We start from the raw sequence: 23,005 nt of genomic DNA on the forward strand, positions 1-23,005 counted from the left end.
CCCACTTACATACTCGTGCCTCTCGGCACTGCGAAAAATTGACCGGGAACTCAGGTACAAGTTCCCATAAAAACCGCAAGGTCAATCACGCGCAAAAAAGATTCTACTTCGGCGCCAGCTCCCTGAGATGACGTGCGACTGCAATCCATGCACCGATATAACCCAACAGCACCGCGCCAAGCAAGAGCGACAGACCGTCGGCCGCTGGCACGCCGGCCAGGGCGAAATCACTGCCGTACAAGCCGGCCAGTCCAACCACCGCATCGTTCAGCCAGTTCAGGCCGAACGCCAAAACGCCCCAGGACAGCAGTCCTGCACCGAAGCCATACAACGCGCCCATATAAAGGAAAGGGCGGCGCACATAACTGTCAGTGCCGCCGACGAGTTTAATCACTTCTATCTCGGTGCGGCGGTTTTCAATATGAAGACGAATGGTATTGCCTATCACCAAAAGTAATGCAGACACCAAAAGTACTGTCAGACCGAAGACAAAGCGGTCGCCCAGCTTGAGGATGGCGGCCAGACGCTCGACCCAGACTAGATCAAGTTGCGCCTGTTGTACCTTGGGCAGCTCGGAAAGTTTTTGTCTTAATGCTTCGAGTGTCGGCTTGTCGACTTCGTTCGGTGTGACTAAAACCACACCCGGCAAAGGGTTCTCAGGCAACTCACGCAGGGCTTCGCCCAGGCCGGACTGCTGCTGGAACTCTTCCAGCGCTTGATCGCGGCCGACATATTCGGCATCAGCTACGCCGGGCATACCTTTGATCTGCTCACGCAGCGACTCGCCCTGCTCCGGGCTGGCGTCGAGTTGCAGGTACAGCGAAATCTGTGCCGCGCGCTGCCAGGAGCCACCGAGACGCTCGACGTTGTTAAGCAACAGCGAAAGCCCCATCGGCAGACTCAACGCAACGGCCATCACCATGCAGGTGAAGAAGCTGCCGATCGGCTGTTTGCCGAGACGGCGCAGGCTGTCGAGCAGACTGGCGCGATGGCTTTCAATCCAGGCGCGGAACAGCGTGGCAAAGTCCGGACCGTCGTCATCGTCATGTTTTTTCTTTTTCGGCGGTTGCGGGTCGGCGGCCTTCGGGGCCACGCGCTCGGAAACCTTCGGACTGCGTGTTGCACTCATACCCCGGCCTCCCCGTCGCCGATCAAGCGACCGCGTTGCAGGGTCAGCATGCGATGGCGCATACGCGCGATCAGCGCCAGGTCGTGACTGGCGATCAGCACGCTGGTACCCAAACGGTTGATGTCTTCGAACACGCCCATGATTTCGGCGGCCAGACGCGGGTCGAGGTTACCGGTCGGCTCATCCGCCAGCAGCAAGGCCGGGCGGTGAACAATGGCGCGGGCAATGCCGACGCGCTGTTGCTGACCAGTGGACAGGTCGCCCGGGTACAGATCAGTTTTATCCGACAGCGCCACACGCTCCAGCGCCGAATCGACGCGTTTGGCGATCTCGGCCTTGGACAGGCCGAGAATCTGCAGCGGCAACGCGACGTTATTGAACACCGTGCGATCAAACAGCAACTGGTGATTCTGGAACACCACGCCGATTTGCCGGCGCAAAAACGGGATCTGCGCGTTGCTGATGGTGCTCAGGTCTTGCCCGGCGAGCAGCAGTTTGCCGCTGGTCGGGCGCTCCATCGCCAGCAACAGGCGCAACAGCGTGGATTTACCGGCCCCGGAGTGGCCGGTGACAAACAGGAACTCGCCACGACGGACTCGAAAGCTCAGCTCATGCAAGCCGACGTGACCGTTCGGGTAGCGCTTACCGACCTGTTCGAAACGAATCATGAACGCTCCCGCTCGGCAAACAGTGCCTGGACAAAGGGTTCGGCTTCAAAGGTACGCAAATCGTCGATGCCTTCGCCGACACCGATGTAGCGGATCGGCAGGCCAAACTGCTTGGCCAGGGCGAAAATCACCCCACCCTTGGCGGTGCCGTCGAGCTTGGTCAGCGCCAGCCCGGTCAGTTCGACGGTCTGGTTGAATTGCTTGGCCTGGTTGATGGCGTTCTGGCCAGTACCGGCGTCGAGCACCAGCAGCACTTCGTGCGGCGCGTCGGCGTCGAGCTTGCCAATGACCCGGCGAACCTTTTTCAGCTCTTCCATCAGGTTGTCTTTGGTGTGCAGACGCCCGGCGGTGTCAGCGATCAGTACGTCGATGCCACGGGCCTTGGCGGCCTGCACGGCGTCGAAGATCACCGACGCGGAGTCAGCACCGGTGTGCTGAGCGATGACCGGGATCTTGTTGCGCTCGCCCCAGACCTGCAATTGCTCCACGGCCGCGGCACGGAAGGTGTCGCCGGCGGCCAGCATGACTTTCTTGCCTTCCAGTTGCAGTTTCTTCGCCAGTTTGCCAATGGTGGTGGTTTTGCCGGCGCCGTTGACGCCAACCACCAGAATCACGAACGGCTTGTTCTGCGAGGCGATTTTCAGCGGCTGTTCGACTGGTTTGAGCATTGCTGCCAGCTCGGCCTGCAGGGATTTGTACAGCGCGTCGGCGTCAGCCAGCTCCTTGCGCGCAACCTTCTGGGTCAGGCGCTGAATGATTTGCGTGGTGGCTTCGACGCCTACGTCAGCAGTGAGCAGGCGGGTTTCGAGGTCGTCGAGCAGTTCATCGTCGATGGTCTTGCGGCCTAGGAACAGACTGGCCATGCCCTCGCCGATGCTGGCGCTGGTTTTCGACAGGCCTTGCTTGAGACGGGCGAAGAAACCGGCTTTGGTTTCTTCGGTGCGTGGGGTTTCGACCGGCGTTTCTACAGAGCTTTCGACCGGCACGATCGAAGCGACAACTGGCGCAGCGGCAATCGGTGCAGGCTCGGACGGCTGGGCAAGCGGCGTGTTCGGGTCGGTAATCGCCGGCGCTGGCTCAACAACCGGTGCAGGCTCAGGCTCCACAGCAACCTCGGTAACCTCGGTAACCGGCGCCGGAGTCACTGGCGTCATCTGCGGCGCAGCTTCTTCGACGAAGGCCGCCGGTTCTTCCGCCGCCGGCAAATTAGGCCTCGGCTCGGCGGCGGGCGTCAGCGGCAACTTGGCAGCGGCCGGCGTTTCAGGCTCGGCTTCTGCCTGCGGTTGCAGCACTGGCTCGGCGATCGGCAGAACAATCGGTGCCGGCTCTTCTTCTATTACAGGTGCTGGCGCCGGAGCCGGCTCAGGAATCGCGGGCGGCTGTTCGACGACGGTTTCCTGCGATTTCTTCCGCAGCCATCCGAACAGGCTTTTCTTCTCGCCAGCCGCAGCTGGGGTCTTCTTGTCGTCGTTGGAACCAAACATGGAGGACGGCTATCTCACGGTAGCGACGCGCCAACAGGGCGCCCCGGCAAATAAATATTCGATGCAGAACAGACTGTGTTTCATCCAGCTTGTTCACGGGCAACATTTTGTCGAGGCACGTAAGGCACCTCAAGGATCGTTTTAACGATGGTCTAAACCGGTGAAAATCGGCGAAAAGGCAGCGTCTGGTTGCCAAACCGCTGCTTTGTGCCGCAAACCCATTCAGCCTTGTCAGGTCGCTGAACCTGATAGACGTGGTCGCCGGTAAAACGGATCAGTATCCTAGCACCTCCTCGCCCGCCTAGGCTAAGACCAAGCGGGCAGCCCAACAGGTTGAAAAACGAATGAATGCTCTAGCCCGCCGCGCTGCCGGCCTGCTGCTCAGCGCAGTCTGCCTGCCCCTTTCGGCCCTGGCGGCCGACCCGCAACCGACCCATGAATTCACCCTCGACAACGGCCTCAAGGTTGTCGTGCGCGAGGACCATCGTGCGCCGGTGGTTGTCTCGCAGATCTGGTACAAGGTTGGCTCCAGCTATGAGACCCCGGGCCAGACCGGCCTGTCCCACGCGCTCGAACACATGATGTTCAAGGGCAGCGAAAAAGTCGGCCCCGGCGAAGCCTCGCTGATCCTGCGCGACCTCGGTGCCGAAGAGAACGCGTTCACCAGCGACGACTTCACGGCGTATTACCAAGTGCTGGCCCGCGACCGCCTCGGCGTGGCCTTCGAGCTGGAAGCCGACCGCATGGCCAATCTGCGCCTGCCGGCCGACGAGTTCGCCAAGGAAATCGAAGTCATCAAGGAAGAGCGCCGCCTGCGCACCGATGACAAGCCGATGTCCAAGGCCTACGAGCGCTACAAGGCCATGGCCTACCCGGCCAGCGGCTACCACACGCCGACCATCGGCTGGATGGCCGATCTGGAACGCATGAAGGTCGAAGAGCTGCGCCACTGGTACCAATCCTGGTACGCGCCGAACAACGCCACGCTGGTGGTGGTCGGTGACGTCACCCCGGACGAAGTGAAAACCCTCGCCCAGCGCTATTTCGGTCCGGTCGCCAAGCGCGACGTCCCGGCGGCGAAAAAGCCGCTGGAACTGGCCGAGCCCGGCGAGCGCCAGATCACCCTGCGCGTGCAAACCCAGCTGCCGAGCCTGATGCTCGGTTTCAACGTACCGAGCATTGCCACTGCCGAAGACAAGCGTTCGGTGAACGCCTTGCGCCTGATCTCCGCCCTGCTCGATGGCGGCTACAGCGGGCGCATCCCGACACAACTGGAGCGCGGCGAAGAACTGGTCTCCGGCGGCTCGTCGGACTATGACGCCTACACCCGTGGCGACAGCCTGTTCACCTTGTCGGCGACGCCGAACACGCAGAAGAAAAAGACCCTCGCTCAGGCTGAGGCCGGCTTGTGGAAACTGCTCGAGCAGCTGAAAACCACCGCGCCGTCTGCCGAAGAGCTGGAACGCGTGCGCGCCCAAGTCATCGCCGGTCTGGTCTACGAGCGTGATTCGATCACCAGCCAGGCCACCGCTATCGGTCAACTGGAAACGGTCGGTCTGTCGTGGAAGCTGATGGACACTGAACTGGCCGATCTGGAAAGCGTGACTCCGCAAGACATCCAGAACGCCGCGAAAAAGTATTTCACCCGCGAACGTCTCAGCGTCGCCCACGTCCTGCCACTGGAGACGACTCATGAGTAAGCGCACATCCCCACGCCTGTTGCTCGGCCTGATCGGCGTGGCCGTGATCGGCTCTGCTGCGGTGTACCTGTCACCAAGCGCTGACAGCCATGCCAGCGAAGCACTGGATAACGCCAAAACCAGCCAGAAACTGCAATCGCTCGCCGAGCTCGACGGCAAGGCCCCCGCCAGCCGCAAGCTAGACGTGCAGACCTGGAACACCGCTGAAGGCGCCAAAGTGCTGTTCGTCGAAGCCCATGAGCTGCCGATGTTCGACATGCGCCTGATCTTCGCCGCGGGCAGCAGTCAGGACGGCAACGCCCCTGGCCTCGCGGTGCTGACCAACGCCATGCTCAACGAAGGCATCGCCGGCAAAGACGTCGGCGCCATCGCTCAGGGTTTCGAAGGCCTCGGTGCCGATTTCGGTAACGGTGCGTTCAAGGACATGGCGCTGGCCTCCCTGCGCAGCCTGAGTGCCGCCGATAAACGTGAACCGGCGCTGAAGCTGTTCGCCGAAGTGGTCGGCAAACCAACCTTCCCGGCGGACTCCTTCGCGCGCATCAAGAACCAGATGCTCGCCGGTTTCGAATACCAGAAACAGAACCCCGGCAAACTGGCCAGCCTGGAGCTGATGAAGCGCTTGTATGGCGATCACCCGTACGCGCATTCGAGCGACGGCAACCCGCAGAGCGTGCCGAAGATCAGCCTCGCGCAATTACGCGAGTTCCACGCCAAGGCCTACGCGGCGGGCAACGCGGTGATCGCTCTGGTCGGCGACCTGTCGCGGGCCGAAGCCGAGGCGATCGCCAATCAGGTCTCCTCCGCCCTGCCGAAAGGCCCGGCGCTGGCGCCGATCGCTCAGCCGCAGGAACCGAAGGCCAGCGTCAGCCACATCGAATTCCCGTCCAAGCAAACCAACCTGATGCTCGCGCAACTGGGCATCGACCGTGACGATCCGGATTATGCGGCGCTGTCGATGGGCAACCAGATTCTCGGTGGCGGCGGTTTCGGTACGCGCCTGATGAGCGAAGTGCGCGAGAAACGTGGCCTGGCCTACGGTGTGTATTCGGCGTTCAGCCCGATGCAAGCCCGCGGCCCGTTCATGATCAACCTGCAGACCCGCGCGCAAATGAGCGAAGGCACGCTGAAACTGGTGCAGGACGTACTCGCCGATTACCTGAAAAGCGGGCCGACGCAGAAAGAACTCGACGACGCCAAACGCGAGCTAGCCGGCAGTTTCCCGCTGTCCACCGCGAGCAACGCCGATATCGTTGGCCAACTCGGCGCCATGGGCTTCTATAATCTGCCGCTGAGCTATCTGGACGACTTCATGCGTCAGTCCCAGAGCCTGACCGTGGAACAAGTCCGCGAGGCCCTGAACAAACACCTGAGCACGGATAAAATGGTCATCGTTACCGCCGGCCCGACCGTGCCGCAAGAGCCGTTACCGGCCCCATCTGACAAACCTGCCGAGCAACCGCTCGGGGTTCCGGAGCATTAATGGCCACTCGACCAGCGAAAAAACCTGCGCAAAACGTGCACAACGGCGTGAATCAGCTGCGCATCATTGGCGGCCAGTGGCGCAGCCGCAAACTCAGCTTCCCTGACGCACCGGGCCTGCGCCCGACGCCGGATCGCGTGCGTGAAACCCTGTTCAACTGGCTCGCGCCGTATGTTGAGGGAGCCAAAGTCCTCGATCCGTTCGCTGGCAGCGGCGCGCTGTTTCTCGAAGCGCTGTCCCGTGGCGCGGCCATGGGCCAGGCGCTCGATGCCAGCAACATTGCCGTCTCCAGTCTCAAAGAACACCTCGGCACCCTGCGCTGCACCAACGGTCAGGTACAGACCGCCGACGCGCTGCGCTATCTGGAAACCCAGACCGCGACGCCGTTCGATCTGGTGTTCCTCGACCCGCCGTTCAACCAGAACCTGCTGCCAGCGGTTTGCACATTGCTGGAAGAACGTCAGTGGCTGGCGGCGGATTCGTGGATCTACACTGAAAGCGAGACAGCGCCCTCGACTCTGGGCCTGCCGGGCAACTGGCGCCTGCACCGTGAACAGAAATCGGGGCGGGTTTACTACGCGCTGTGGCAGCGCACGGCAGACATCGCCGATTAGTCCAAGGCGAGCAAGTATCTGTGGCGAGGGAGCTTGCTCCCGCCGGGTCGCGAAGCGGCCCCTCTTTTTCTACTAAAAGCAGGGGACTGCTGCGCAGCCCAGCGGGAGCAAGCTCCCTCGCCACAATGAGCCTGTGTATTCCGAAAATTGACTATCGGCCTTGTGGGCCTCATCACATCGCTGCATCGAGAACCATCGTGTCCGCCTCTTCAGAACGGTTTATCCCCGCCTTCGGCCTCGGCAATCCACACTTGCAAACCTTGTGGGGGCCGCTGTGGCGCAAGACCGTGCACATCTCACGCGAGCGCGAGCGACTCTGGCTAGAGGATGGCGACTTTCTCGACCTCGACTGGCACGGCCCGCACAGCGCCGAGGCACCGCTGGTACTGGTGCTGCACGGTCTGACGGGTTCGTCCAATTCGCCCTACGTGGCGGGCATTCAAAAGGCACTGGCCGATCAGGGCTGGGCCAGTGTCGCGCTGAACTGGCGCGGTTGTTCCGGCGAACCGAACCTGTTGCCGCGCAGCTACCACTCAGGCGCCAGCGAAGACCTTGCCGAAGCTATCCAACACCTGCGCGCCAAGCGCCCGCTGGCACCGCTGTACGCGGTTGGCTATTCACTGGGCGGCAATGTACTGCTCAAACATCTGGGCGAAACGGGTAGCAACAGTGGCGTGCTCGGCGCGGTGGCGGTGTCGGTGCCGTTCCGCCTCGATCAGTGTGCCGATCGTATCGGCCAGGGATTTTCCCGGGTCTATCAGGCGCACTTCATGCGCGAGATGGTCGCCTACATCAAGAACAAGCAGCGCCAGTTCCAGCATGACGGGCGTGAGGACGGGCTGGCAAAACTGGCGGCGCTCGGCTCGCTGGAAAACATGCGCACGTTCTGGGACTTCGACGGCCGGGTGACGGCACCGCTGCACGGTTTCACCGACGCCGAGGATTACTACCGCCGCGCTTCAAGCCGCTACTACCTCGGCGAGATTCGCACACCGACCCTGATCATTCAGGCCGCGGACGATCCGTTCGTGTTCCCCCACAGCCTGCCGCAAGCGGCTGAGCTGTCGGACTGTACGCAGTTCGAATTGCAGGCGCGTGGCGGGCATGTCGGTTTCGTCGACGGCTCGATTCGTCAGCCCGGTTATTACCTGGAGCGGCGTATTCCGCAATGGCTGGCCGCCGCTGGTCTGTGAGCGCCGAGTAACCTCTTGTAGGAGTGAGCCTGCTCGCGATGCGGTGTGTCCGTCAGCAATCATGCTGGACGTGCCGACGCCTTCGCGGGCAAGCCCGCTCCCACGCGGATTTGCGCTTTGATCAGATTTTGCGATGTGGCACAAGACTATGTGGGAGCGGGCTTGCTCGCGAAAGTGGTGTGTCAATCAGCGCTGAATTCACAGACAAACCGCTATCGCGAGCAGGCTCACTCCTACAGGAGGTTTGTGGTGGTTATTCGCCCGTGGCGATGCCGCGCGAAGGCTCGTTGATCCACTCGCTCCACGACCCGGCGTACAGCGCGCCCAGCGGATAGCCCGCCAGGCACAGCGCGAACAGGTTGTGACACGCCGTTACTCCGGAACCGCAATAGGCAACCAGGTCCGCTGGCGAACGCTCACCGAGCTTCACGGCAAAGCGCTGCTTGAGTTGCGCCGCCGGCAAGAAGCGGCCATCGCTGCCAAGGTTGTCGGTGAATGCCGCGCATTGCGCGCCGGGAATATGCCCGGCAACCGGATCAATCGGTTCGACCTCGCCTTTGAAACGCGGCAGCGCGCGGGCGTCGAGCAGGGTCAGCGTTGGCTGGCCGAGGCGCTGCTGCAATTGTTCGGCGCTGAGCAGCAGGCGCATGTCAGGCTGACCGGTGAAACTGCCCGGCGTCACGCTTGGCGGATCCAGGCTCAGCGGCAGGCCAGCCGCGTGCCAGGCCTTGAGCCCGCCATCGAGGATAAACACACCGTCACGCTTGCTCAGCCACGCCAGCAACCACCACGCCCGCGCGGCATATGCGCCCGGGCCGTCGTCATACAAAACCACCTCGCTGTCATTGCTGACGCCCCAGGCTTGCAGGCGCTCGATCAAGGCTGCCGGCTCCGGCAATGGATGGCGACCCGTTACGCCCTTCTCGACCTTACCGCTGAGGTCACGCTCCAGGTCCGCAAAGCTCGCCCCGGCAATGTGCCCTTCGGCGTAGCTGCGTTGGCCGTAGTCCGGATCTTCGAGGGCGAAACGACAATCGAGAATCACCAGCCCCGGCTGCTCTTTGCGGGCATCGAGGGCTTGCGGGCTGATCAATTGCGCTATCGGCATAACGGGGCTCCTGGTGGCTTTCAACACTACGGTTTATTGCACGTCTTCGAGGGCCTGGGCCAGCGGTACGTAGAACTCGTCGAACAGGGCATTGACTTGCTCACGCGCCTGCTCGGTGACGAATCCCGCCTCCAGCACCAGCACCTGGTACACGCCACGCTTTACCGCCTGTTCGCTGAGGTGATTGGAATTCTCCCGGGTGGTGCACAGAAAACGCACCCACGACGTCAGGATGATCCAGGCGTTGAGGGTCAGCGATTCGATCTGCACGCGATCCATTTTCAGGATCCCGGCGGCGACGAAACCTTCGTAGATCGCCGCGCCCTGGATCACGCAGCGCTGGGAAAAGCGTCGGTAACGCGCAGCCAGTTCCGGGTCGCTGTCGAGCAGATGTTCGAGATCGCGATGCAGAAAGCGGTAACGCCACATCGCCGACAGCAATTCCTTGAGATAGAAACGCTTGTCTTCGACGGTTGCCGCGCGCCCCTGCGGCGGACGCAGGAAGCTGTCTACCAGCGCTTCGTACTCGCTGAACAACACAGCGATGATCGCCTGCTTGTTAGGGAAGTGGTAGTACAGGTTGCCCGGAGAAATCTCCATGTGCGCGGCGATGTGGTTGGTACTGATGCTGCGCTCGCCCTGTTGATTGAACAGCTCCAGGCTGTTCTGCACGATGCGCTCGCTGGTTTTTATTCGTGGGGCCATGGCTTGAGCTTTAATTCAGAGTGCGTAGACGGAGCATCTTACGACCTAACCGGAAATGGATAAAACACTGCTGTGCCGGGAAGTCATTTGACTTTCTAGAGCATAGACTCTAAAAAGTCCTCCACTACAATAAAATCCGGAGCCTTCGATGACCGCCGACATTGCTTATCTGCAGACGTTGCAACAGCCACTGGACGAGCTGGATCGGTTGTTCGAAGCGCAACGCGCCGCTTATGCACTCAACCCGATGCCACCCGCCCCACAGCGCCAGCAATGGCTGAAGGCATTGCGCGAACTGTTGAGCAGCGAGCGTCAGGCATTGATCGAGGCCATCAGCGCCGACTTCAGCCATCGCAGCGCCGATGAAACCCTGCTCGCCGAACTGATGCCGAGCCTGCACGGCATTCACTACGCCAGCCGCCACCTCAAAGGCTGGATGAAACCGTCGCGACGCAAGGTCGGTGTCGCTTTCCAGCCCGCTTCAGCGAAAGTGGTGTATCAACCGCTGGGGGTGGTCGGTGTGATCGTGCCGTGGAATTACCCGTTGTACCTGGCCGTCGGCCCGATGGTCGGCGCATTGGCGGCGGGCAATCGAGTGATGCTCAAGCTCAGCGAATCGACCCCGGCCACCGGACTGCTGCTCAAGCAATTGTTCGCGCGGATTTTCCCCGAAGACCTGGTCTGTGTAGTGCTCGGCGAGGCCGATGTCGGCGTGGCGTTCTCGCGCCTGCCCTTTGATCACCTGCTGTTCACCGGCTCCACCAGCGTCGGCAAACATGTCATGCGCGCTGCCGCAGAAAACCTCACCCCGGTCACCCTGGAGCTGGGCGGCAAGTCCCCGGCCATCGTGTCCCGCGAGGTCCCCCTCAAGGACGCCGCCGAGCGTATCGCCTTCGGCAAAACCCTCAATGCCGGACAGACCTGCGTCGCCCCCGATTACGTGCTGGTGCCGGAAGACCGCATCGGTGCCTTCGTCGAAGCCTATCGCCAAGCCGTGCAGGGCTTTTACCCAAGCCTGGCGGACAACGCCGATTACACCGCGATCATCAACGACCGCCAGTTGGCGCGCCTCAACGGCTATGTCAGCGACGCGACCAGCAAGGGTGCGCTGTTGATTCCGTTGTTCGAGCAAGGCCAGGGCCGACGCATGCCGCACAGCGTGCTGTTGAATGTCAGCGACGAGATGACCGTGATGCAGGACGAAATTTTCGGTCCGCTGCTGCCGATCGTGCCGTATCGGGATCTGGAGCAGGCATTTGCTTACATCAATCAGCGGCCTCGTCCTCTGGCTCTTTACTATTTCGGCTACGACAAACGCGAACAGCAGCGCGTGCTGCACGAAACCCATTCGGGCGGCGTGTGCCTCAACGACACCCTGCTGCACGTGGCACAAGACGACATGCCGTTTGGCGGCATCGGCCCTTCAGGCATGGGGCATTACCACGGCCACGAAGGTTTTCTGACTTTCAGCAAGGCCAAAGGCGTGTTGATCAAACAGCGCTTCAACGCGGCGCGATTGATTTACCCGCCGTACGGCACATCGATCCAGAAGCTGATCCAGAAGCTGTTCATCCGCTAAATAGCTGTCACTGCCCGGGTAATAAAAACAATGCACCCAAGCCTGACCGAAACACCTGCCCTGTCGCGCCGTGGCCTGCTGAAATTCAGCCTCGGCGCCACGGCGTTTCTCGCCACCGCCGGGCTTGGGGCGAGCCTCAGCGGCTGCTCTTCAAGCGTTATGGCCAACGGCTTCGTCGCGCTGCGCGACGGCGACCTGTTGTTTTTGCGCGCACTGATCCCAGTGATGCTTGACGGCGCCGTGGCCGCGGCGAACATGCCCGCTGCGGTGGACGGCACGCTCAAGTCGCTGGACTACAGCCTTGATCGCCTGTCGCCGGAAATGCTCAAGCTCACCCGGCAACTGTTCGACGTGCTGGGCATGGCCGTGACCCGTGGGCCGCTGACCGGCATTTGGGGCAGTTGGGAAAATGCCAGTCCCGAAGCGATGCGCAGTTTTCTCGAGCGCTGGGAAAACAGTTCGTTGAGCCTGCTGCGCATGGGCCATAGCTCGTTACAGCAAATGGTGATGATGGCCTGGTATACCCGCGCCGAATCCTGGGCTCATTGCGGTTATCCCGGGCCGCCGAAGATCTGACAACCGCGTCGCGGCTTTCGCGAGCAGGCTCGCTCCCACAGGAAAAATGCATTTCAGAATGTGGGAGCGAGCCTGCTCGCGAAGAGGCCCTCAAAAAACAATAAAAACCAGAGAACCTGATCGATGCCCGTACCCGACCCCTTCCGCGAAGGCCTCGCCCGAGGCTGGAAAACTTACAACGGCGCGCAACTGACCGACGACCTCAGCCTTGAAGCCGATGTGGCAATCATCGGCAGCGGCGCCGGCGGTGGCACCACGGCGGAAATCCTCAGCGCGGCCGGCTACAAGGTCCTGTTGATCGAAGAAGGCCCGCTGAAAACCAGTTCCGACTTCAAACTGCTCGAAGACGAGGCCTACAGCAGCCTCTATCAGGAAGGCATCGGCCGCATGAGCAAGGACGGCGCGATCACCATCCTGCAGGGCCGCGCAGTTGGCGGCACGACGCTGATCAACTGGACGTCCAGTTTCCGCACGCCCGAGCCGACCCTCGAACACTGGGCCAAAGAACACAACGTCACAGGCCACAGCCCGGCAGAGATGGCGCCGTGGTTCGAAAAGATGGAACAGCGCTTGGGCGTGGCCCCGTGGAGGGTTCCGCCCAACGCCAACAATGACGTGATCCGCAAAGGCTGCGAACAGCTCGGCTACAGCTGGCACGTGATTCCGCGCAACGTACGCGGCTGCTGGAACCTCGGTTATTGCGGCATGGGCTGCCCGAGCAACGCCAAGCAATCGATGATGGTCACGACCATCCCCGCAACGCTGGAAAAGGGCGGCGAGCTGCTGTATCTGGCGCGGGTGGAAAAGCTGCTGATCAGCGGCGACAAGGTCTCCAGCCTGCATTGCGTGGCGATGGACGAACGCTGCGTCGAACCGACCGGACGCCGCATCACGGTCAAGGCGCGGCACTACGTACTGGCCGGCGGCGGCATCAACAGCCCGGCGCTGTTGCTGCGCTCAGATGCCCCGGATCCGCATAAATGCCTGGGCAAGCGAACCTTTCTGCACCCGGTGAACATGTCCGCCGCGCGCTTCGCCGATGTGGTCAATCCGTTTTACGGCGCGCCGCAATCGATTTATTCCGACCATTTTCAGTGGAAGGACGGCACCACCGGACCGATGGCGTTCAAGCTGGAAGTACCGCCGCTGCACCCGGCGCTCGCGGCCACCTTACTCGGTGGTTTTGGTCAGGAAAACGCACAACACATGGGCGATCTGCCACACACCCACGCGATGCTCGCATTGCTGCGCGACGGTTTTCACCCTGACAGCGTGGGTGGCTCGGTCGAATTGCGCAGCGACGGTTCGCCAGTGCTTGACTATCAGGTTTCGCCCTACGCCTGGGAGGGGCTGCGTCGGGCCTTTCACGTCATGGCCGAAATCCAGTTCGCCGGTGGCGCGCAATCGGTAATGCCGATGCACGCCGATGCGCGTTACGTGAAGACCCTTGGCGAAGCTCGCACACTGATCGATGGCCTGAGTCTCGAGCTGTACCGCACGCGACTGGGCAGCGCCCACGTCATGGGCGGCTGCACGATGGGCGAGGACCCGAAAAACGCGGTCACCGACAGCCTCGGTCGCCATCATCAGCTCAGTAATCTGTCGATTCACGACGGCTCGCTGTTCCCCACCAGCATCGGCGCCAACCCGCAGTTGTCGGTGTATGGCCTGACCGCGCAACTGGCCACGGCGCTTGTCGACCGGCTGCAAAACCCATGAATTTTCGCAATATTGCCATCGTCTATAGTGCTTTCTTACCCAACAGGCGACTTGGCCGACCGGGAAGGCTGCGATACCATCCGACTCCCCAACGGACTCCCGCCAGGACGACGCGATGAACCGAGTGTTGTACCCAGGTACCTTCGACCCTATTACCAAGGGCCATGGCGATCTGGTCGAACGCGCCTCGCGCCTGTTCGATCACGTGATCATTGCGGTCGCCGCCAGCCCGAAAAAGAACCCGCTGTTCCCGCTGGAACAACGGGTCGAACTGGCTCGCGAGGTCACCAGACACCTGCCGAACGTGGAAGTGGTCGGTTTCTCGACGCTGCTCGCGCATTTTGCCAAGGAGCAGAACGCCAATGTGTTCCTGCGTGGCCTGCGCGCGGTGTCGGACTTCGAGTACGAATTCCAGCTGGCCAACATGAACCGCCAGTTGGCCCCGGATGTGGAGAGCCTGTTCCTCACCCCGTCGGAGCGTTACTCGTTCATCTCGTCGACACTGGTGCGGGAAATTGCCGCGCTGGGTGGCGATATCAGCAAGTTCGTTCACCCGGCCGTAGCCGACGCATTGACCCTGCGCTTTAAAAAGTAAGCGCTGCCGAAGGCTCGGGCTGCGATCAGACGATCTTTCGATCCTGAAATGATCGCAGCCGAGTGCCCTTGATCGCCCCCGCGTGCACTGCGAGCGCCAATGCGGCACAATTGCGCGCATTGATTTATAGCGCCCGGGCGTGCCGCCCCGGCTGGAGTTAGCATGTCCCTGATCATCACCGACGATTGCATCAACTGCGACGTCTGCGAACCCGAGTGCCCGAACGCCGCCATCTCCCAAGGCGAAGAGATCTACGTGATCGACCCGAACCTGTGCACCCAGTGCGTCGGCCACTACGACGAACCGCAGTGCCAGCAGGTCTGCCCGGTGGATTGCATTCCGCTGGACGAAGCCCATCCGGAGACGGAAGAGCAGTTGATGGCGAAGTACCGCAAGATTACCGGCAAGGCCTGAGCCTTCAGCGCCTTTACCGACGCTATCGCGAGCAGGCTCACTCCTACATTGGAACGGGTTTCAACTGTAGGAGTGAGCCTGCTCGCGATGAGGCAATCAGCAGCACCCAAAAAATCCCTGATCAGCTCACTCGCGCTGCTCGAACCCCTCCCCCGTACACCCCAGACACCGCACAAACGCCGCCTTCGCCGGATCCACCACCAGCGCCTGCCCTGCATCCCCCACACCGCCACCCAACGCGGTAAACGGCAGAGACACCACAAACGCCCCCGCACCGATCACCGTTGCCACCACCAGCATAGGTCGGGCAATCAGCAAGTCGCCGAGCATGGCGTAAGCCGGAGGATTCTGGATGGTGTAGCGCGGATCACCGCTGCCGCTTTCCGAAGCCTGAGCCAGCAGGCTGGAACACAGCAGCACAGTGATGAAGAGGACTTGCAGGACTTTCATGGCACGATCCTTCGGGCTGTACAGTGAGACTTCTCACTATAGACCGGAGGATTTTTTCAGGTCTGGCAACGCGGGCAAAACACGCTGGCGCGCTGGCCCAGCTTCACTTCCCGCAGCCCGGTACCGCAGACTTTGCAGTGTTCACCGCCTCGGCCGTAAACAAACAGTTCCTGCTGGAAATACCCCGGCTGGCCGTCACCGCCGATAAAGTCCCGCAGCGTCGTACCACCACGCTCGATGGCTGCGGCGAGGATGCGTTTGATCTCGATCGCCAGCTTCAGGTAACGCCCCCGGGAAATCCCCCCGGCCTCGCGACGTGGGTCAATCCCGGCGGCGAACAGCGCTTCGGTTGCGTAAATATTACCCACCCCGACCACCACCGCGTTATCCATGATGAACGGCTTGACCGCCATCGAGCGCCCGCGCGACAGCTGGAACAAGCGCTCGCCATCAAATAGATCGGTCAGTGGCTCCGGCCCGAGGCGAATCAGCAATTCGTGGTTGAGCGGGTCGGTACTCCAGAGCATTGCACCGAAACGCCGTGGGTCGGTGTAGCGCAGGGCCAGCCCCGACTCCAGTTCGATATCGACGTGCTCATGCTTGAGCGCCGGCAAGCCAACCTGGACCAGACGCAGATTACCCGACATGCCCAAGTGGCTGATCAAGGTGCCGACCTCGGCATTGATCAGCAGGTACTTGGCGCGCCGCTCGACCAGCACGATACGTTGCCCCGACAGACGCACATCGAGATCGTCAGGGATCGGCCAGCGCAACCGCCGGTCACGCACAATCACCCGGCTGACGCGCTGGCCCTCCAGATGCGGAGCAATGCCCCGGCGGGTGGTTTCGACTTCCGGCAATTCAGGCATGGCTTCCTCGGATCAATGCGCGCCGAGGTCGCGGATGGTTTGTTTGAGGGTTTCGAAGTCGTAGTCCGACAGACCGACGTAATCGAGCACCAGCGGGCCGACCGCCTGCCATTCGAAATCCTCGGTCTGGTTGCCCAGCACCCGGTACGAGGCGCAAATGTGCTCGGCCATTTTCAGAATCGCCAAGAGGTTTTTCAGCTGACTGTTCTTCGACGATTCGTCGCTGAAAATCGCCAATGCGTTGTGGTGGTTGGCGATGGCGGCGCTGACATGCTCCGGCAGGCGCCACGACTTGGCGGTGTAGTAACCGACCACGGCGTGGTTGGTGTTGAACACGCGGTTCTCGGTATCAACCACCCGGCAGTCAGGGCTGGCACTGGCGTAGGCCTCTTCCAGCACGGTCATGTAATTGGGGAAGCGTTGCAGCATCAACGGCACGCCGCAGTCGTGGAACAGGCCCAACGCGTAGGCTTCGTCGCCGGCCTGGGTGCCGATGCGCTTGGCCAGGGTCAGGCAGGTCATTGCCACATCCTGCGCGGTGTCCCAGAAACGGTTGAGGGTGACGATGGTGTCGTCATTCATCTCGCCCTTGATCGACTGCGCGTTGATCAGGTTGATGATCGAACGGCTGCCCAGCAGGTTCACCGCGCGCTGGATCGAGGTGATCTTGTTGCTCAGGCCGTAATACGGCGAGTTGACGATTTTCAACAGCGCGCCGGACAGGCCGGGATCCTGGGAGATCAGCCTGGCGATCACCTCCAGGTCCGGGTCGGGCATGTACTGCTCCATTTGCAGATCCACCATGATCTGCGGTTGCGCCGGCACGCTGATGCCTTGCAGCGATTGTTGAATCTGTTCGGTGGTCAGCTCTTGGGACATAAGTACACACTCTGGGACAGGCGGCGATTCTAACCGCTGAAACCGCAGGGCGACACACCGGCAGGCACATCGCTGGAACTTTCATCCGCGCGCAGGCTTCGGACTCTGTAGGGCGCGTCGCACCGTTGTGGTCCGGCGCGAAGCAAACTCCCACAGACTCAGGAGCTTACCGATGGCAATTTCCCTCAGCGGCAAACGCGTCGCTTTTTTGGTAACCGACGGTTTCGAGCAGGTTGAATTGACAGGTCCCAAGGACGCCCTCGAACAGGCTGGCGCGCAGGTCGATATTCTTTCGGCCGAGGCCGGCACGGTCAAAGGCTGGAACCATGACAAACCGGCGGACGACTTCCCGGTCGCCAACACCTTCCAGGCCGTGAGCATCGATCAATACGATGCCGTGCTACTGCCGGGCGGCGTGCAGAACTCAGACACCATTCGCATCGATCAGGACGCTCAGCATCTGGTCAAGACTGCCGCCTCGGCCGGCAAACCGATTGCCGTGATCTGTCATGGCAGCTGGCTGCTGATCTCGGCGGGCCTGGTCAATGGCAAAACCATGACCAGCTATAAAACAGTCAAGGACGATCTGGTCAACGCCGGTGCGAATTGGGTCGATCAAGAGGTGGTCAAGGACGGCAATTTGATCAGCAGCCGCCAGCCGGATGATGTGCCGGCGTTCAGTCAGGCCTTGATTGACGCGCTGGCGGCGTAACATGCCCACCTGTGGCGAGGGCGCTTGCTCCCGCTCGGCTGCGCAGCAGACGCAAACCCTGCGACCCGGCTTTCACTGGCCGGCCATGTAATGGTTTGGGGCCGCTGCGCAGCCCAGCGGGAGCAAGCTCCCTCGCCACAGGTCCATTCACCAGCCAAACAGGCCGAGCAACACGCTATACTCCCGCTCTTTTTTCCGGAGCGACGTCATGTCCCTGCCTAGCCTGCGCCTCAAAGCCAACGCCGACCGTCGCCTGCGCAACGGCCACTTGTGGGTCTACAGCAACGAAATCGATGTCGCCGCCACGCCGCTGCACGGCTTCAATGCCGGCGATCAAGCCATCCTCGAAGCCGCCGGCGGCAAGCCGCTGGGCATCGTTGCGATGAGCCCGAACAACCTGATCTGTGCCCGCCTGCTGTCGCGCGACATTAAAGTGGCGCTGGACAAATCCCTGCTCGTGCACCGCCTGAACGTTGCGCTGTCGCTGCGCGAGCGCCTGTTCGACAAGCCGTTCTATCGCCTGGTCTATGGCGATTCCGACCTGCTGCCGGGCCTGGTGGTCGACCGTTTCGGCGATATCCTGGTGGTGCAGATCGCCTCTGCCACCATGGAAGCGCACAAAGACGACGTGATCGCCGCGCTGACCCAAGTGCTCAAGCCAAGCGGCATTCTGTTCAAGAACGATTCCGCCGCGCGTGACGCCGAAGGCCTCAACCGCTACGTCGAAACCGTGTTCGGTCTGGTTCCGGAATGGGTCGCGCTGGAAGAGAACGGCGTGAAGTTCGAAGCACCGGTCATTCAAGGGCAGAAAACCGGCTGGTTTTACGATCACCGCATGAACCGCGCGCGCCTGGCGCCTTACGCCAAAGGCAAACGCGTCCTCGACCTTTATAGCTACATCGGCGGCTGGGGCGTGCAGGCTGCCGCATTCGGCGCCAGCGAAGTGTTTTGCGTGGACGCATCGGCGTTCGCCCTCGATGGTGTCGAGCGCAACGCTGCGCTGAACGGCTTTGCCGACAAGATGACCTGCATCGAAGGCGACGTCTTCGAAGCCTTGAAAGAACTGAAGGCCAGCGAAGAGCGTTTCGACGTGATCGTGGCCGATCCGCCAGCGTTCATCAAACGCAAGAAGGACATGAAAAACGGCGAAGGCGCCTACCGCCGCCTCAATGAGCAAGCCATGCGCCTGCTCAACAAGGACGGCATTCTGGTCAGCGCTTCGTGCTCCATGCATTTGCCGGAAGATGACCTGCAGAACATCCTGCTGACCAGCGCCCGCCACCTGGATCGTAATATCCAGCTGCTCGAGCGCGGTGGCCAGGGTCCGGATCACCCGGTACACCCGGCCATCGCCGAAACGCGCTACATCAAGAGCATCACCTGCCGTCTGCTGCCCAACAGCTGATTGACACGCGATTGAACGGGGAGCCAGCGGCTCCCCTTTTTTTTGCGCGCCCCTTCCAACTGGCAACTTCCTACATTAGGTTCCCACTGGAACGCAGGAAATTTCCCTGCATAATTAATTACTCAAACTTATCCTACAAGTTAACGCTCGACGCACGACAAGTCCGACAAAATCGTTGGAATATTCCTACTTAATATCCGCTTGCGAATATTCCATTACAAACTATTATTGAGTTGTCGCCATGAGGCGACTTCAACTATCAAACGAACAAGGAGTTCATGCTATGAAAGTTATTTCTATGGAAAGCAACAAAATCGCAAACCTGGCATTTCTGGTAGCGCCTAAAGCCCGCTAAGCACGTCTAGACGCCGGAGAGTGCCGGCAATCCGGCGTCTACAAGACATTCAACCAGAGTGACTCTCCAACATGCACGTCAATCCTTATTTGTTTATATTACCGCGCACGCCTGCCCAAATCGTCTGGAACTATAAAGACCATATTCAGTACGAACTGGATCTGGAACACTCGTCACGCCTCGGCCAACTCATCAACAACCCCGGCCTGTTCGACAAACAGAACAACATCGACCTGCAACTACTGGATGCCGGTATATTAACTTCGCAGAAGACGGATATTCCGCCATGGGGCTGGGATGAGCTGTCGAGAATCTTTCATATCGGTACACAAAACATCCCCAGCCAAAAAAACCCGCAAACGATCGATGAATGGGCCAGGCAATACCTCCAACACTGCAACGACGTGCTGGCCAGCCCTGCGCCTGATACCACACGCCTGCCCAACCCCTTGGGTGAAACCATCGCCCTCCCCACACCCGCCATCCCGGACCCTGACAGCCTGACCGACGTGCTGACCCGACGGAAAACCTGTCGCTCATTCACGGGTCGCGCCGTTTCACTCGCCGATGCCAGCACCCTGCTGTATTGGTCTTTCGGCTATCTGCGTGAGCGCGATCCTTCCGGGGACGGCATCGCCGAAGGCCTCGAAGCACGACGCAGCAGCCCTTCAGGCGGCGGCTTGAACGCCTGCGAATGCTTTGTCCTCGCCCAGCATGTCGATGGCCTGGAGCCGGGGGTTTACGCTTACCACCCGGACAGACATGCGCTGACACCGGTGAGTCCGCAGCTGCAATCTCCGCTGGGCCTGTTGCTGGGTGGGCAGCATTTCATCAATAACCTGCCGCTGGGGCTGTTCATCACGGCCCGGTTCGACAAGCTATGGTGGAAATACCAACATTCGCGCGCCTATCGAATGGCCTTCGTCGAGGCCGGCCATCTCTCGCAAACCCTGCAGATGGTCGCCACGGCGCTGGGCCTCGGCACCTGGCTGACGGGCGCTTTTGCCGACGCGCAGGTCGAGGCGTTGCTAAAGGTTGCAGGCCGCGCAGAACAACCCTTGTTTTTTGTCGGCTGCGGCGAAAGCGACGGCGAAGCGATGTGCCTGGAAATGCGCGAGCTGTTGCAGCGACAGCCCTGTGAGTCGCAGCCATGAGCACACTCACCGACGCTCAGGATACGCCGCCTGTTTCCTGGGCCCTGCGATTCACCCTGGGTGACTGGGACCGTCGCGCCTCGGTGCGTAACAGCCAACACGATTACCAGTTGCCGGACGACCTGCAGGAACAACTGCAAGCACGGTTCTGGTTTCCGCCGACGTTCCTGCCCTATCTGGCCCATCCGGCCATCGTCGCCGCCGGCAGTGTTGTGGCGCATCGCCTGTGCGCCAATCATCTGGTGCATTTTCTCGATTACACGACGCTGCTCGAACACCGCATCGTCAATCGTGCCGTCGAAGTCATCGTTCACGAAGAACTGCCGATGTTCGTTCCGGCGCAAATGAAAACCGCCGCCCTGCAGCTGTACACCGACGAGGGCTACCACGCACTGTTCTCCAATCGTCTTGCCGAACAGATTGCCGGTTTTTACGGTTTCACCGGGCGTCCGGTCATGCCGTTGCGGATCACCCGACTCAACGCCCTGATCGCCCGCACGCCCGAAAGCCATCGCCCGCTGGCCTGGTTTCTGCTGGGCTTTGTCTCGGAAACCATCATCGCCCGGGAATTGCTGGATGTGTGCCGGGACAGTCTGGTGTCCAGCGTCAGCGACATGCTGCGCGACCACCTGACCGACGAGGCGCGGCACAGCCGCTATTTCAGCGAAGTGTTCCATTACCTGTGGCTGACCCTGAACGCCCGGCGGCGCACATTTGCGGCCCGGACGCTGGTGGACATCCTCGGAATTTTCTTTGAGGTCGATGAAGGCTGGTTGCAGCAAAGCCTGCGCGGGGCCGGCATCGGCGACGAAGCGATCGAGGAGATTCTCGCCAGCCTGACCCACCGGGAAGCCAAACGCCTGCGCGCCAGAAACGGCGCTATCGCGACCCTGCATGCATTAAAAAAGGCCGGTTTTTTCGCCTTGCCCAACAACTGCAAACGCTTCGCCAAGGCGGGACTGATCGATGAATGAAAACAGCTCTGCGGTCACCTCGCGGCAAAAACGCGGGGCGGTCAGTCTCTTGTTGGCGATGGTCTTGCTGGGGGTGTTTCCACTGGATGTGCTGCTGCCTTCCTTTCCAGCCCTGGCCGCTCACTTTCACCACACCCCGGCGGACATAGCGCTGTCCATCAGCCTGTTCGCCCTGGGCATCGCGTTCGCCCAGTTGCTGATTGGCCCGCTGTCGGACGCCATTGGCCGCAAAGGCTTGTTACTGACCGGCATGACGGTCTCGATGGTCGGTGCCCTTGGCTGCGTGGTGACCAGCGACTACACCGTGTTCCTGATCTTTCGGGTGGTGCAGGCGCTGGGTTGCGGTTGCTTCGTCCTGTCCCAGGCGCTGGTCCAGGATCTGTTCGAAGGCGAGGAACGTGACCGTCTGCGCATCCTGATGGTCACGGCCACAGGAATCTTCATCTCGGTCTCGCCATTGGCCGGCACCTTTTTACAGGCCACCCTCGGCTGGCGTGGCAGTTTCTGGCTGTTCACGCTGCTGGCGGCGCTGGTATGGCTTAAAGCCTGGTGGTTTCTGCACAACGACCGCCCGACACACCGGGACAGGCCGCTGGGTTTCATTCGTTCTTATCGCAAAGTGCTGGGCAACGGCGAGTTTGTCGGCTACTGGCTGATCTCGGCATTTGCGTTCGCCTGCCACTTTTCGTTCATCGTGATATCGCCGTTGATTTTCATGGATCAACTGCAACTGGCGCCGTATGACTTCTCGCTGGTTCTGCTGGCTTACGGTGCGGCCTACGTCGTCGGCGGCCTGGTCGCCACAGTATTGAGCCGACGGATAAACCCCGAGGAGCAAATCGTCGCAGGGCTGAGTCTGATTCTGTTGTCAGGGCTGGTGATGCTCATCCTGTCGTCCGCTTTCACCTTGACCATCACCAGCGTGCTGATTCCCATGCTGATCTGTACCGCCGGCACCACCATCGCTCGCCCGGCCGCCACCTCGCGGGCCATGGATATTTTTCCGCACATCGCCGGCACCTCGGCTTCGGCGGGCAGCATCATCATTTTCATCTGCGGCGGTTTGATCAGCGCGCTGATCAGCCTGAGCCCCACCAACCTTCAATCGACCCTGGCGTGCAGTTTCCTGCTGCTCAGCGGCGTGGCGCTGCTGCTGAACCAGTGGATCAGCCGCCGCCGAACACACCTGGCCGGCCATGGCGTTGCGCAACCGAGACGCCCATAAACCTGCCGGTCGTCATTC

At 61.1% G+C, this 23,005-nt stretch carries 22 protein-coding genes; 14 read left to right on the forward strand and 8 right to left on the reverse strand.

Annotated features, from left to right (window positions below; translation table 11 throughout):
- Nucleotides 1–103 precede the first annotated feature (103 nt).
- Genes ftsX through ftsY form a run of 3 tightly spaced genes read right to left on the reverse strand, consistent with a single transcriptional unit; the run spans nucleotide 104 to nucleotide 3,281 of the window.
- A complete protein-coding gene (ftsX, locus tag HU743_RS07790) occupies nucleotides 104–1,129 on the reverse strand; it encodes a permease-like cell division protein FtsX (RefSeq protein ID WP_186647963.1) in 1,026 nt (341 codons plus the stop codon).
- Nucleotides 1,126–1,797 (reverse strand): cell division ATP-binding protein FtsE, encoded by a 672-nt coding sequence (gene ftsE, locus HU743_RS07795; protein ID WP_003229148.1) that lies wholly within the window; start codon nucleotides 1,795–1,797, stop codon nucleotides 1,126–1,128. The genes ftsX and ftsE overlap by 4 nt, the downstream gene beginning before the upstream one ends.
- Complete coding sequence (gene ftsY / locus HU743_RS07800) at nucleotides 1,794–3,281, reverse strand: signal recognition particle-docking protein FtsY (RefSeq protein ID WP_186647965.1); 1,488 nt, start codon at nucleotides 3,279–3,281, stop codon at nucleotides 1,794–1,796. Before ftsY ends, ftsE begins: the two co-directional genes overlap by 4 nt.
- A gap of 344 nt (nucleotides 3,282–3,625) precedes the next feature.
- Between ftsY and HU743_RS07805 the strand changes: the two genes are divergently transcribed.
- The 4 genes from HU743_RS07805 (at nucleotide 3,626) to HU743_RS07820 (ending at nucleotide 8,268) form a co-directional block, all read left to right on the forward strand.
- Nucleotides 3,626–4,981, forward strand: coding sequence for a pitrilysin family protein (locus HU743_RS07805; RefSeq protein WP_186551212.1), 1,356 nt, complete (start codon nucleotides 3,626–3,628; stop codon nucleotides 4,979–4,981).
- Nucleotides 4,974–6,461 (forward strand): pitrilysin family protein, encoded by a 1,488-nt coding sequence (locus HU743_RS07810; protein ID WP_186620243.1) that lies wholly within the window; start codon nucleotides 4,974–4,976, stop codon nucleotides 6,459–6,461. The genes HU743_RS07805 and HU743_RS07810 overlap by 8 nt, the downstream gene beginning before the upstream one ends.
- A complete protein-coding gene (gene rsmD, locus HU743_RS07815; protein ID WP_186620247.1) occupies nucleotides 6,461–7,075 on the forward strand; it encodes a 16S rRNA (guanine(966)-N(2))-methyltransferase RsmD in 615 nt (204 codons plus the stop codon). Before HU743_RS07810 ends, rsmD begins: the two co-directional genes overlap by 1 nt.
- 197 nt (nucleotides 7,076–7,272) lie before the next feature.
- Nucleotides 7,273–8,268: a hydrolase gene (locus HU743_RS07820; protein WP_186647966.1), complete on the forward strand. Its 996-nt coding sequence runs from the start codon at nucleotides 7,273–7,275 to the stop codon at nucleotides 8,266–8,268.
- A 253-nt stretch (nucleotides 8,269–8,521) separates the two neighbouring features.
- On the opposite strand, the gene HU743_RS07825 is transcribed toward HU743_RS07820, so the two are convergent.
- Together HU743_RS07825 and HU743_RS07830 are read right to left on the reverse strand one after the other, a co-directional pair.
- Nucleotides 8,522–9,376, reverse strand: coding sequence for a sulfurtransferase (locus tag HU743_RS07825; protein WP_186647967.1), 855 nt, complete (start codon nucleotides 9,374–9,376; stop codon nucleotides 8,522–8,524).
- Between the two features lie 33 nt (nucleotides 9,377–9,409).
- A complete protein-coding gene (locus HU743_RS07830; RefSeq protein WP_186551217.1) occupies nucleotides 9,410–10,081 on the reverse strand; it encodes a TetR/AcrR family transcriptional regulator in 672 nt (223 codons plus the stop codon).
- A gap of 148 nt (nucleotides 10,082–10,229) precedes the next feature.
- Between HU743_RS07830 and HU743_RS07835 the strand changes: the two genes are divergently transcribed.
- From HU743_RS07835 to HU743_RS07855, 5 genes are all read left to right on the forward strand, one after another.
- The gene (locus tag HU743_RS07835) at nucleotides 10,230–11,660 is read left to right on the forward strand and encodes a coniferyl aldehyde dehydrogenase (protein WP_186647968.1); all 1,431 of its coding nucleotides are present in this window, start codon (nucleotides 10,230–10,232) and stop codon (nucleotides 11,658–11,660) included.
- Nucleotides 11,661–11,690: 30 nt separating this feature from the next.
- Nucleotides 11,691–12,236: a twin-arginine translocation pathway signal protein gene (locus tag HU743_RS07840; protein ID WP_186647969.1), complete on the forward strand. Its 546-nt coding sequence runs from the start codon at nucleotides 11,691–11,693 to the stop codon at nucleotides 12,234–12,236.
- A 123-nt stretch (nucleotides 12,237–12,359) separates the two neighbouring features.
- Complete coding sequence (locus HU743_RS07845; protein ID WP_186647970.1) at nucleotides 12,360–13,955, forward strand: GMC family oxidoreductase; 1,596 nt, start codon at nucleotides 12,360–12,362, stop codon at nucleotides 13,953–13,955.
- Nucleotides 13,956–14,070: 115 nt separating this feature from the next.
- On the forward strand, nucleotides 14,071–14,550 hold the full coding sequence (coaD, locus tag HU743_RS07850; protein WP_042606545.1) for a pantetheine-phosphate adenylyltransferase: 480 nt from the start codon (nucleotides 14,071–14,073) through the stop codon (nucleotides 14,548–14,550).
- Between the two features lie 162 nt (nucleotides 14,551–14,712).
- On the forward strand, nucleotides 14,713–14,964 hold the full coding sequence (locus HU743_RS07855; protein WP_046487844.1) for a YfhL family 4Fe-4S dicluster ferredoxin: 252 nt from the start codon (nucleotides 14,713–14,715) through the stop codon (nucleotides 14,962–14,964).
- Between the two features lie 126 nt (nucleotides 14,965–15,090).
- On the opposite strand, the gene HU743_RS07860 is transcribed toward HU743_RS07855, so the two are convergent.
- From HU743_RS07860 to HU743_RS07870, 3 genes are read right to left on the reverse strand one after another with little or no spacing between them, the layout of a single operon-like run.
- Nucleotides 15,091–15,414: a multidrug transporter gene (locus HU743_RS07860; protein WP_186647971.1), complete on the reverse strand. Its 324-nt coding sequence runs from the start codon at nucleotides 15,412–15,414 to the stop codon at nucleotides 15,091–15,093.
- Between the two features lie 56 nt (nucleotides 15,415–15,470).
- A complete protein-coding gene (gene mutM, locus HU743_RS07865; RefSeq protein ID WP_186647972.1) occupies nucleotides 15,471–16,283 on the reverse strand; it encodes a bifunctional DNA-formamidopyrimidine glycosylase/DNA-(apurinic or apyrimidinic site) lyase in 813 nt (270 codons plus the stop codon).
- A gap of 12 nt (nucleotides 16,284–16,295) precedes the next feature.
- Nucleotides 16,296–17,108 (reverse strand): HDOD domain-containing protein, encoded by an 813-nt coding sequence (locus tag HU743_RS07870; protein WP_186551268.1) that lies wholly within the window; start codon nucleotides 17,106–17,108, stop codon nucleotides 16,296–16,298.
- 226 nt (nucleotides 17,109–17,334) lie between these two features.
- On the opposite strand from HU743_RS07870, the gene HU743_RS07875 reads away from it, so the two are divergent.
- The 5 genes from HU743_RS07875 (at nucleotide 17,335) to HU743_RS07895 (ending at nucleotide 22,987) form a co-directional block, all read left to right on the forward strand.
- Entirely contained in the window at nucleotides 17,335–17,874 is a 540-nt protein-coding gene (locus HU743_RS07875) for a type 1 glutamine amidotransferase domain-containing protein (RefSeq protein ID WP_186623339.1), read from the forward strand.
- Between the two features lie 208 nt (nucleotides 17,875–18,082).
- Entirely contained in the window at nucleotides 18,083–19,279 is a 1,197-nt protein-coding gene (locus tag HU743_RS07880; RefSeq protein WP_034153685.1) for a class I SAM-dependent rRNA methyltransferase, read from the forward strand.
- Nucleotides 19,280–19,705: 426 nt separating this feature from the next.
- A complete protein-coding gene (locus tag HU743_RS07885; protein WP_186647974.1) occupies nucleotides 19,706–20,788 on the forward strand; it encodes a SagB family peptide dehydrogenase in 1,083 nt (360 codons plus the stop codon).
- Nucleotides 20,785–21,762, forward strand: a complete 978-nt coding sequence (locus HU743_RS07890) for a diiron oxygenase (protein WP_186647976.1) — start codon at nucleotides 20,785–20,787, stop codon at nucleotides 21,760–21,762. Before HU743_RS07885 ends, HU743_RS07890 begins: the two co-directional genes overlap by 4 nt.
- On the forward strand, nucleotides 21,755–22,987 hold the full coding sequence (locus tag HU743_RS07895; protein ID WP_186647978.1) for a multidrug effflux MFS transporter: 1,233 nt from the start codon (nucleotides 21,755–21,757) through the stop codon (nucleotides 22,985–22,987). The genes HU743_RS07890 and HU743_RS07895 overlap by 8 nt, the downstream gene beginning before the upstream one ends.
- Nucleotides 22,988–23,005 lie beyond the last annotated feature (18 nt).

This window comes from Pseudomonas sp. SWRI99 (genome assembly GCF_014270125.1).
GTDB classification, from domain to species: Bacteria; Pseudomonadota; Gammaproteobacteria; order Pseudomonadales; family Pseudomonadaceae; genus Aquipseudomonas; species Aquipseudomonas hamedanensis.

What these genes read in the sequence shown, in the direction of transcription:
- ftsX (WP_186647963.1), bottom strand. Translation starts at nt 1,129, where the DNA reads ATGAGTGCAACACGCAGTCCGAAGGTTTCCGAGCGCGTGGCCCCGAAG.
- ftsE (WP_003229148.1), bottom strand. Translation starts at nt 1,797, where the DNA reads ATGATTCGTTTCGAACAGGTCGGTAAGCGCTACCCGAACGGTCACGTC.
- ftsY (WP_186647965.1), bottom strand. Translation starts at nt 3,281, where the DNA reads ATGTTTGGTTCCAACGACGACAAGAAGACCCCAGCTGCGGCTGGCGAG.
- HU743_RS07805 (WP_186551212.1), top strand. Translation starts at nt 3,626, where the DNA reads ATGAATGCTCTAGCCCGCCGCGCTGCCGGCCTGCTGCTCAGCGCAGTC.
- HU743_RS07810 (WP_186620243.1), top strand. Translation starts at nt 4,974, where the DNA reads ATGAGTAAGCGCACATCCCCACGCCTGTTGCTCGGCCTGATCGGCGTG.
- rsmD (WP_186620247.1), top strand. Translation starts at nt 6,461, where the DNA reads ATGGCCACTCGACCAGCGAAAAAACCTGCGCAAAACGTGCACAACGGC.
- HU743_RS07825 (WP_186647967.1), bottom strand. Translation starts at nt 9,376, where the DNA reads ATGCCGATAGCGCAATTGATCAGCCCGCAAGCCCTCGATGCCCGCAAA.
- HU743_RS07830 (WP_186551217.1), bottom strand. Translation starts at nt 10,081, where the DNA reads ATGGCCCCACGAATAAAAACCAGCGAGCGCATCGTGCAGAACAGCCTG.
- HU743_RS07835 (WP_186647968.1), top strand. Translation starts at nt 10,230, where the DNA reads ATGACCGCCGACATTGCTTATCTGCAGACGTTGCAACAGCCACTGGAC.
- HU743_RS07840 (WP_186647969.1), top strand. Translation starts at nt 11,691, where the DNA reads ATGCACCCAAGCCTGACCGAAACACCTGCCCTGTCGCGCCGTGGCCTG.
- HU743_RS07845 (WP_186647970.1), top strand. Translation starts at nt 12,360, where the DNA reads ATGCCCGTACCCGACCCCTTCCGCGAAGGCCTCGCCCGAGGCTGGAAA.
- coaD (WP_042606545.1), top strand. Translation starts at nt 14,071, where the DNA reads ATGAACCGAGTGTTGTACCCAGGTACCTTCGACCCTATTACCAAGGGC.
- HU743_RS07855 (WP_046487844.1), top strand. Translation starts at nt 14,713, where the DNA reads ATGTCCCTGATCATCACCGACGATTGCATCAACTGCGACGTCTGCGAA.
- HU743_RS07860 (WP_186647971.1), bottom strand. Translation starts at nt 15,414, where the DNA reads ATGAAAGTCCTGCAAGTCCTCTTCATCACTGTGCTGCTGTGTTCCAGC.
- mutM (WP_186647972.1), bottom strand. Translation starts at nt 16,283, where the DNA reads ATGCCTGAATTGCCGGAAGTCGAAACCACCCGCCGGGGCATTGCTCCG.
- HU743_RS07875 (WP_186623339.1), top strand. Translation starts at nt 17,335, where the DNA reads ATGGCAATTTCCCTCAGCGGCAAACGCGTCGCTTTTTTGGTAACCGAC.
- HU743_RS07880 (WP_034153685.1), top strand. Translation starts at nt 18,083, where the DNA reads ATGTCCCTGCCTAGCCTGCGCCTCAAAGCCAACGCCGACCGTCGCCTG.
- HU743_RS07885 (WP_186647974.1), top strand. Translation starts at nt 19,706, where the DNA reads ATGCACGTCAATCCTTATTTGTTTATATTACCGCGCACGCCTGCCCAA.
- HU743_RS07890 (WP_186647976.1), top strand. Translation starts at nt 20,785, where the DNA reads ATGAGCACACTCACCGACGCTCAGGATACGCCGCCTGTTTCCTGGGCC.
- HU743_RS07895 (WP_186647978.1), top strand. Translation starts at nt 21,755, where the DNA reads ATGAATGAAAACAGCTCTGCGGTCACCTCGCGGCAAAAACGCGGGGCG.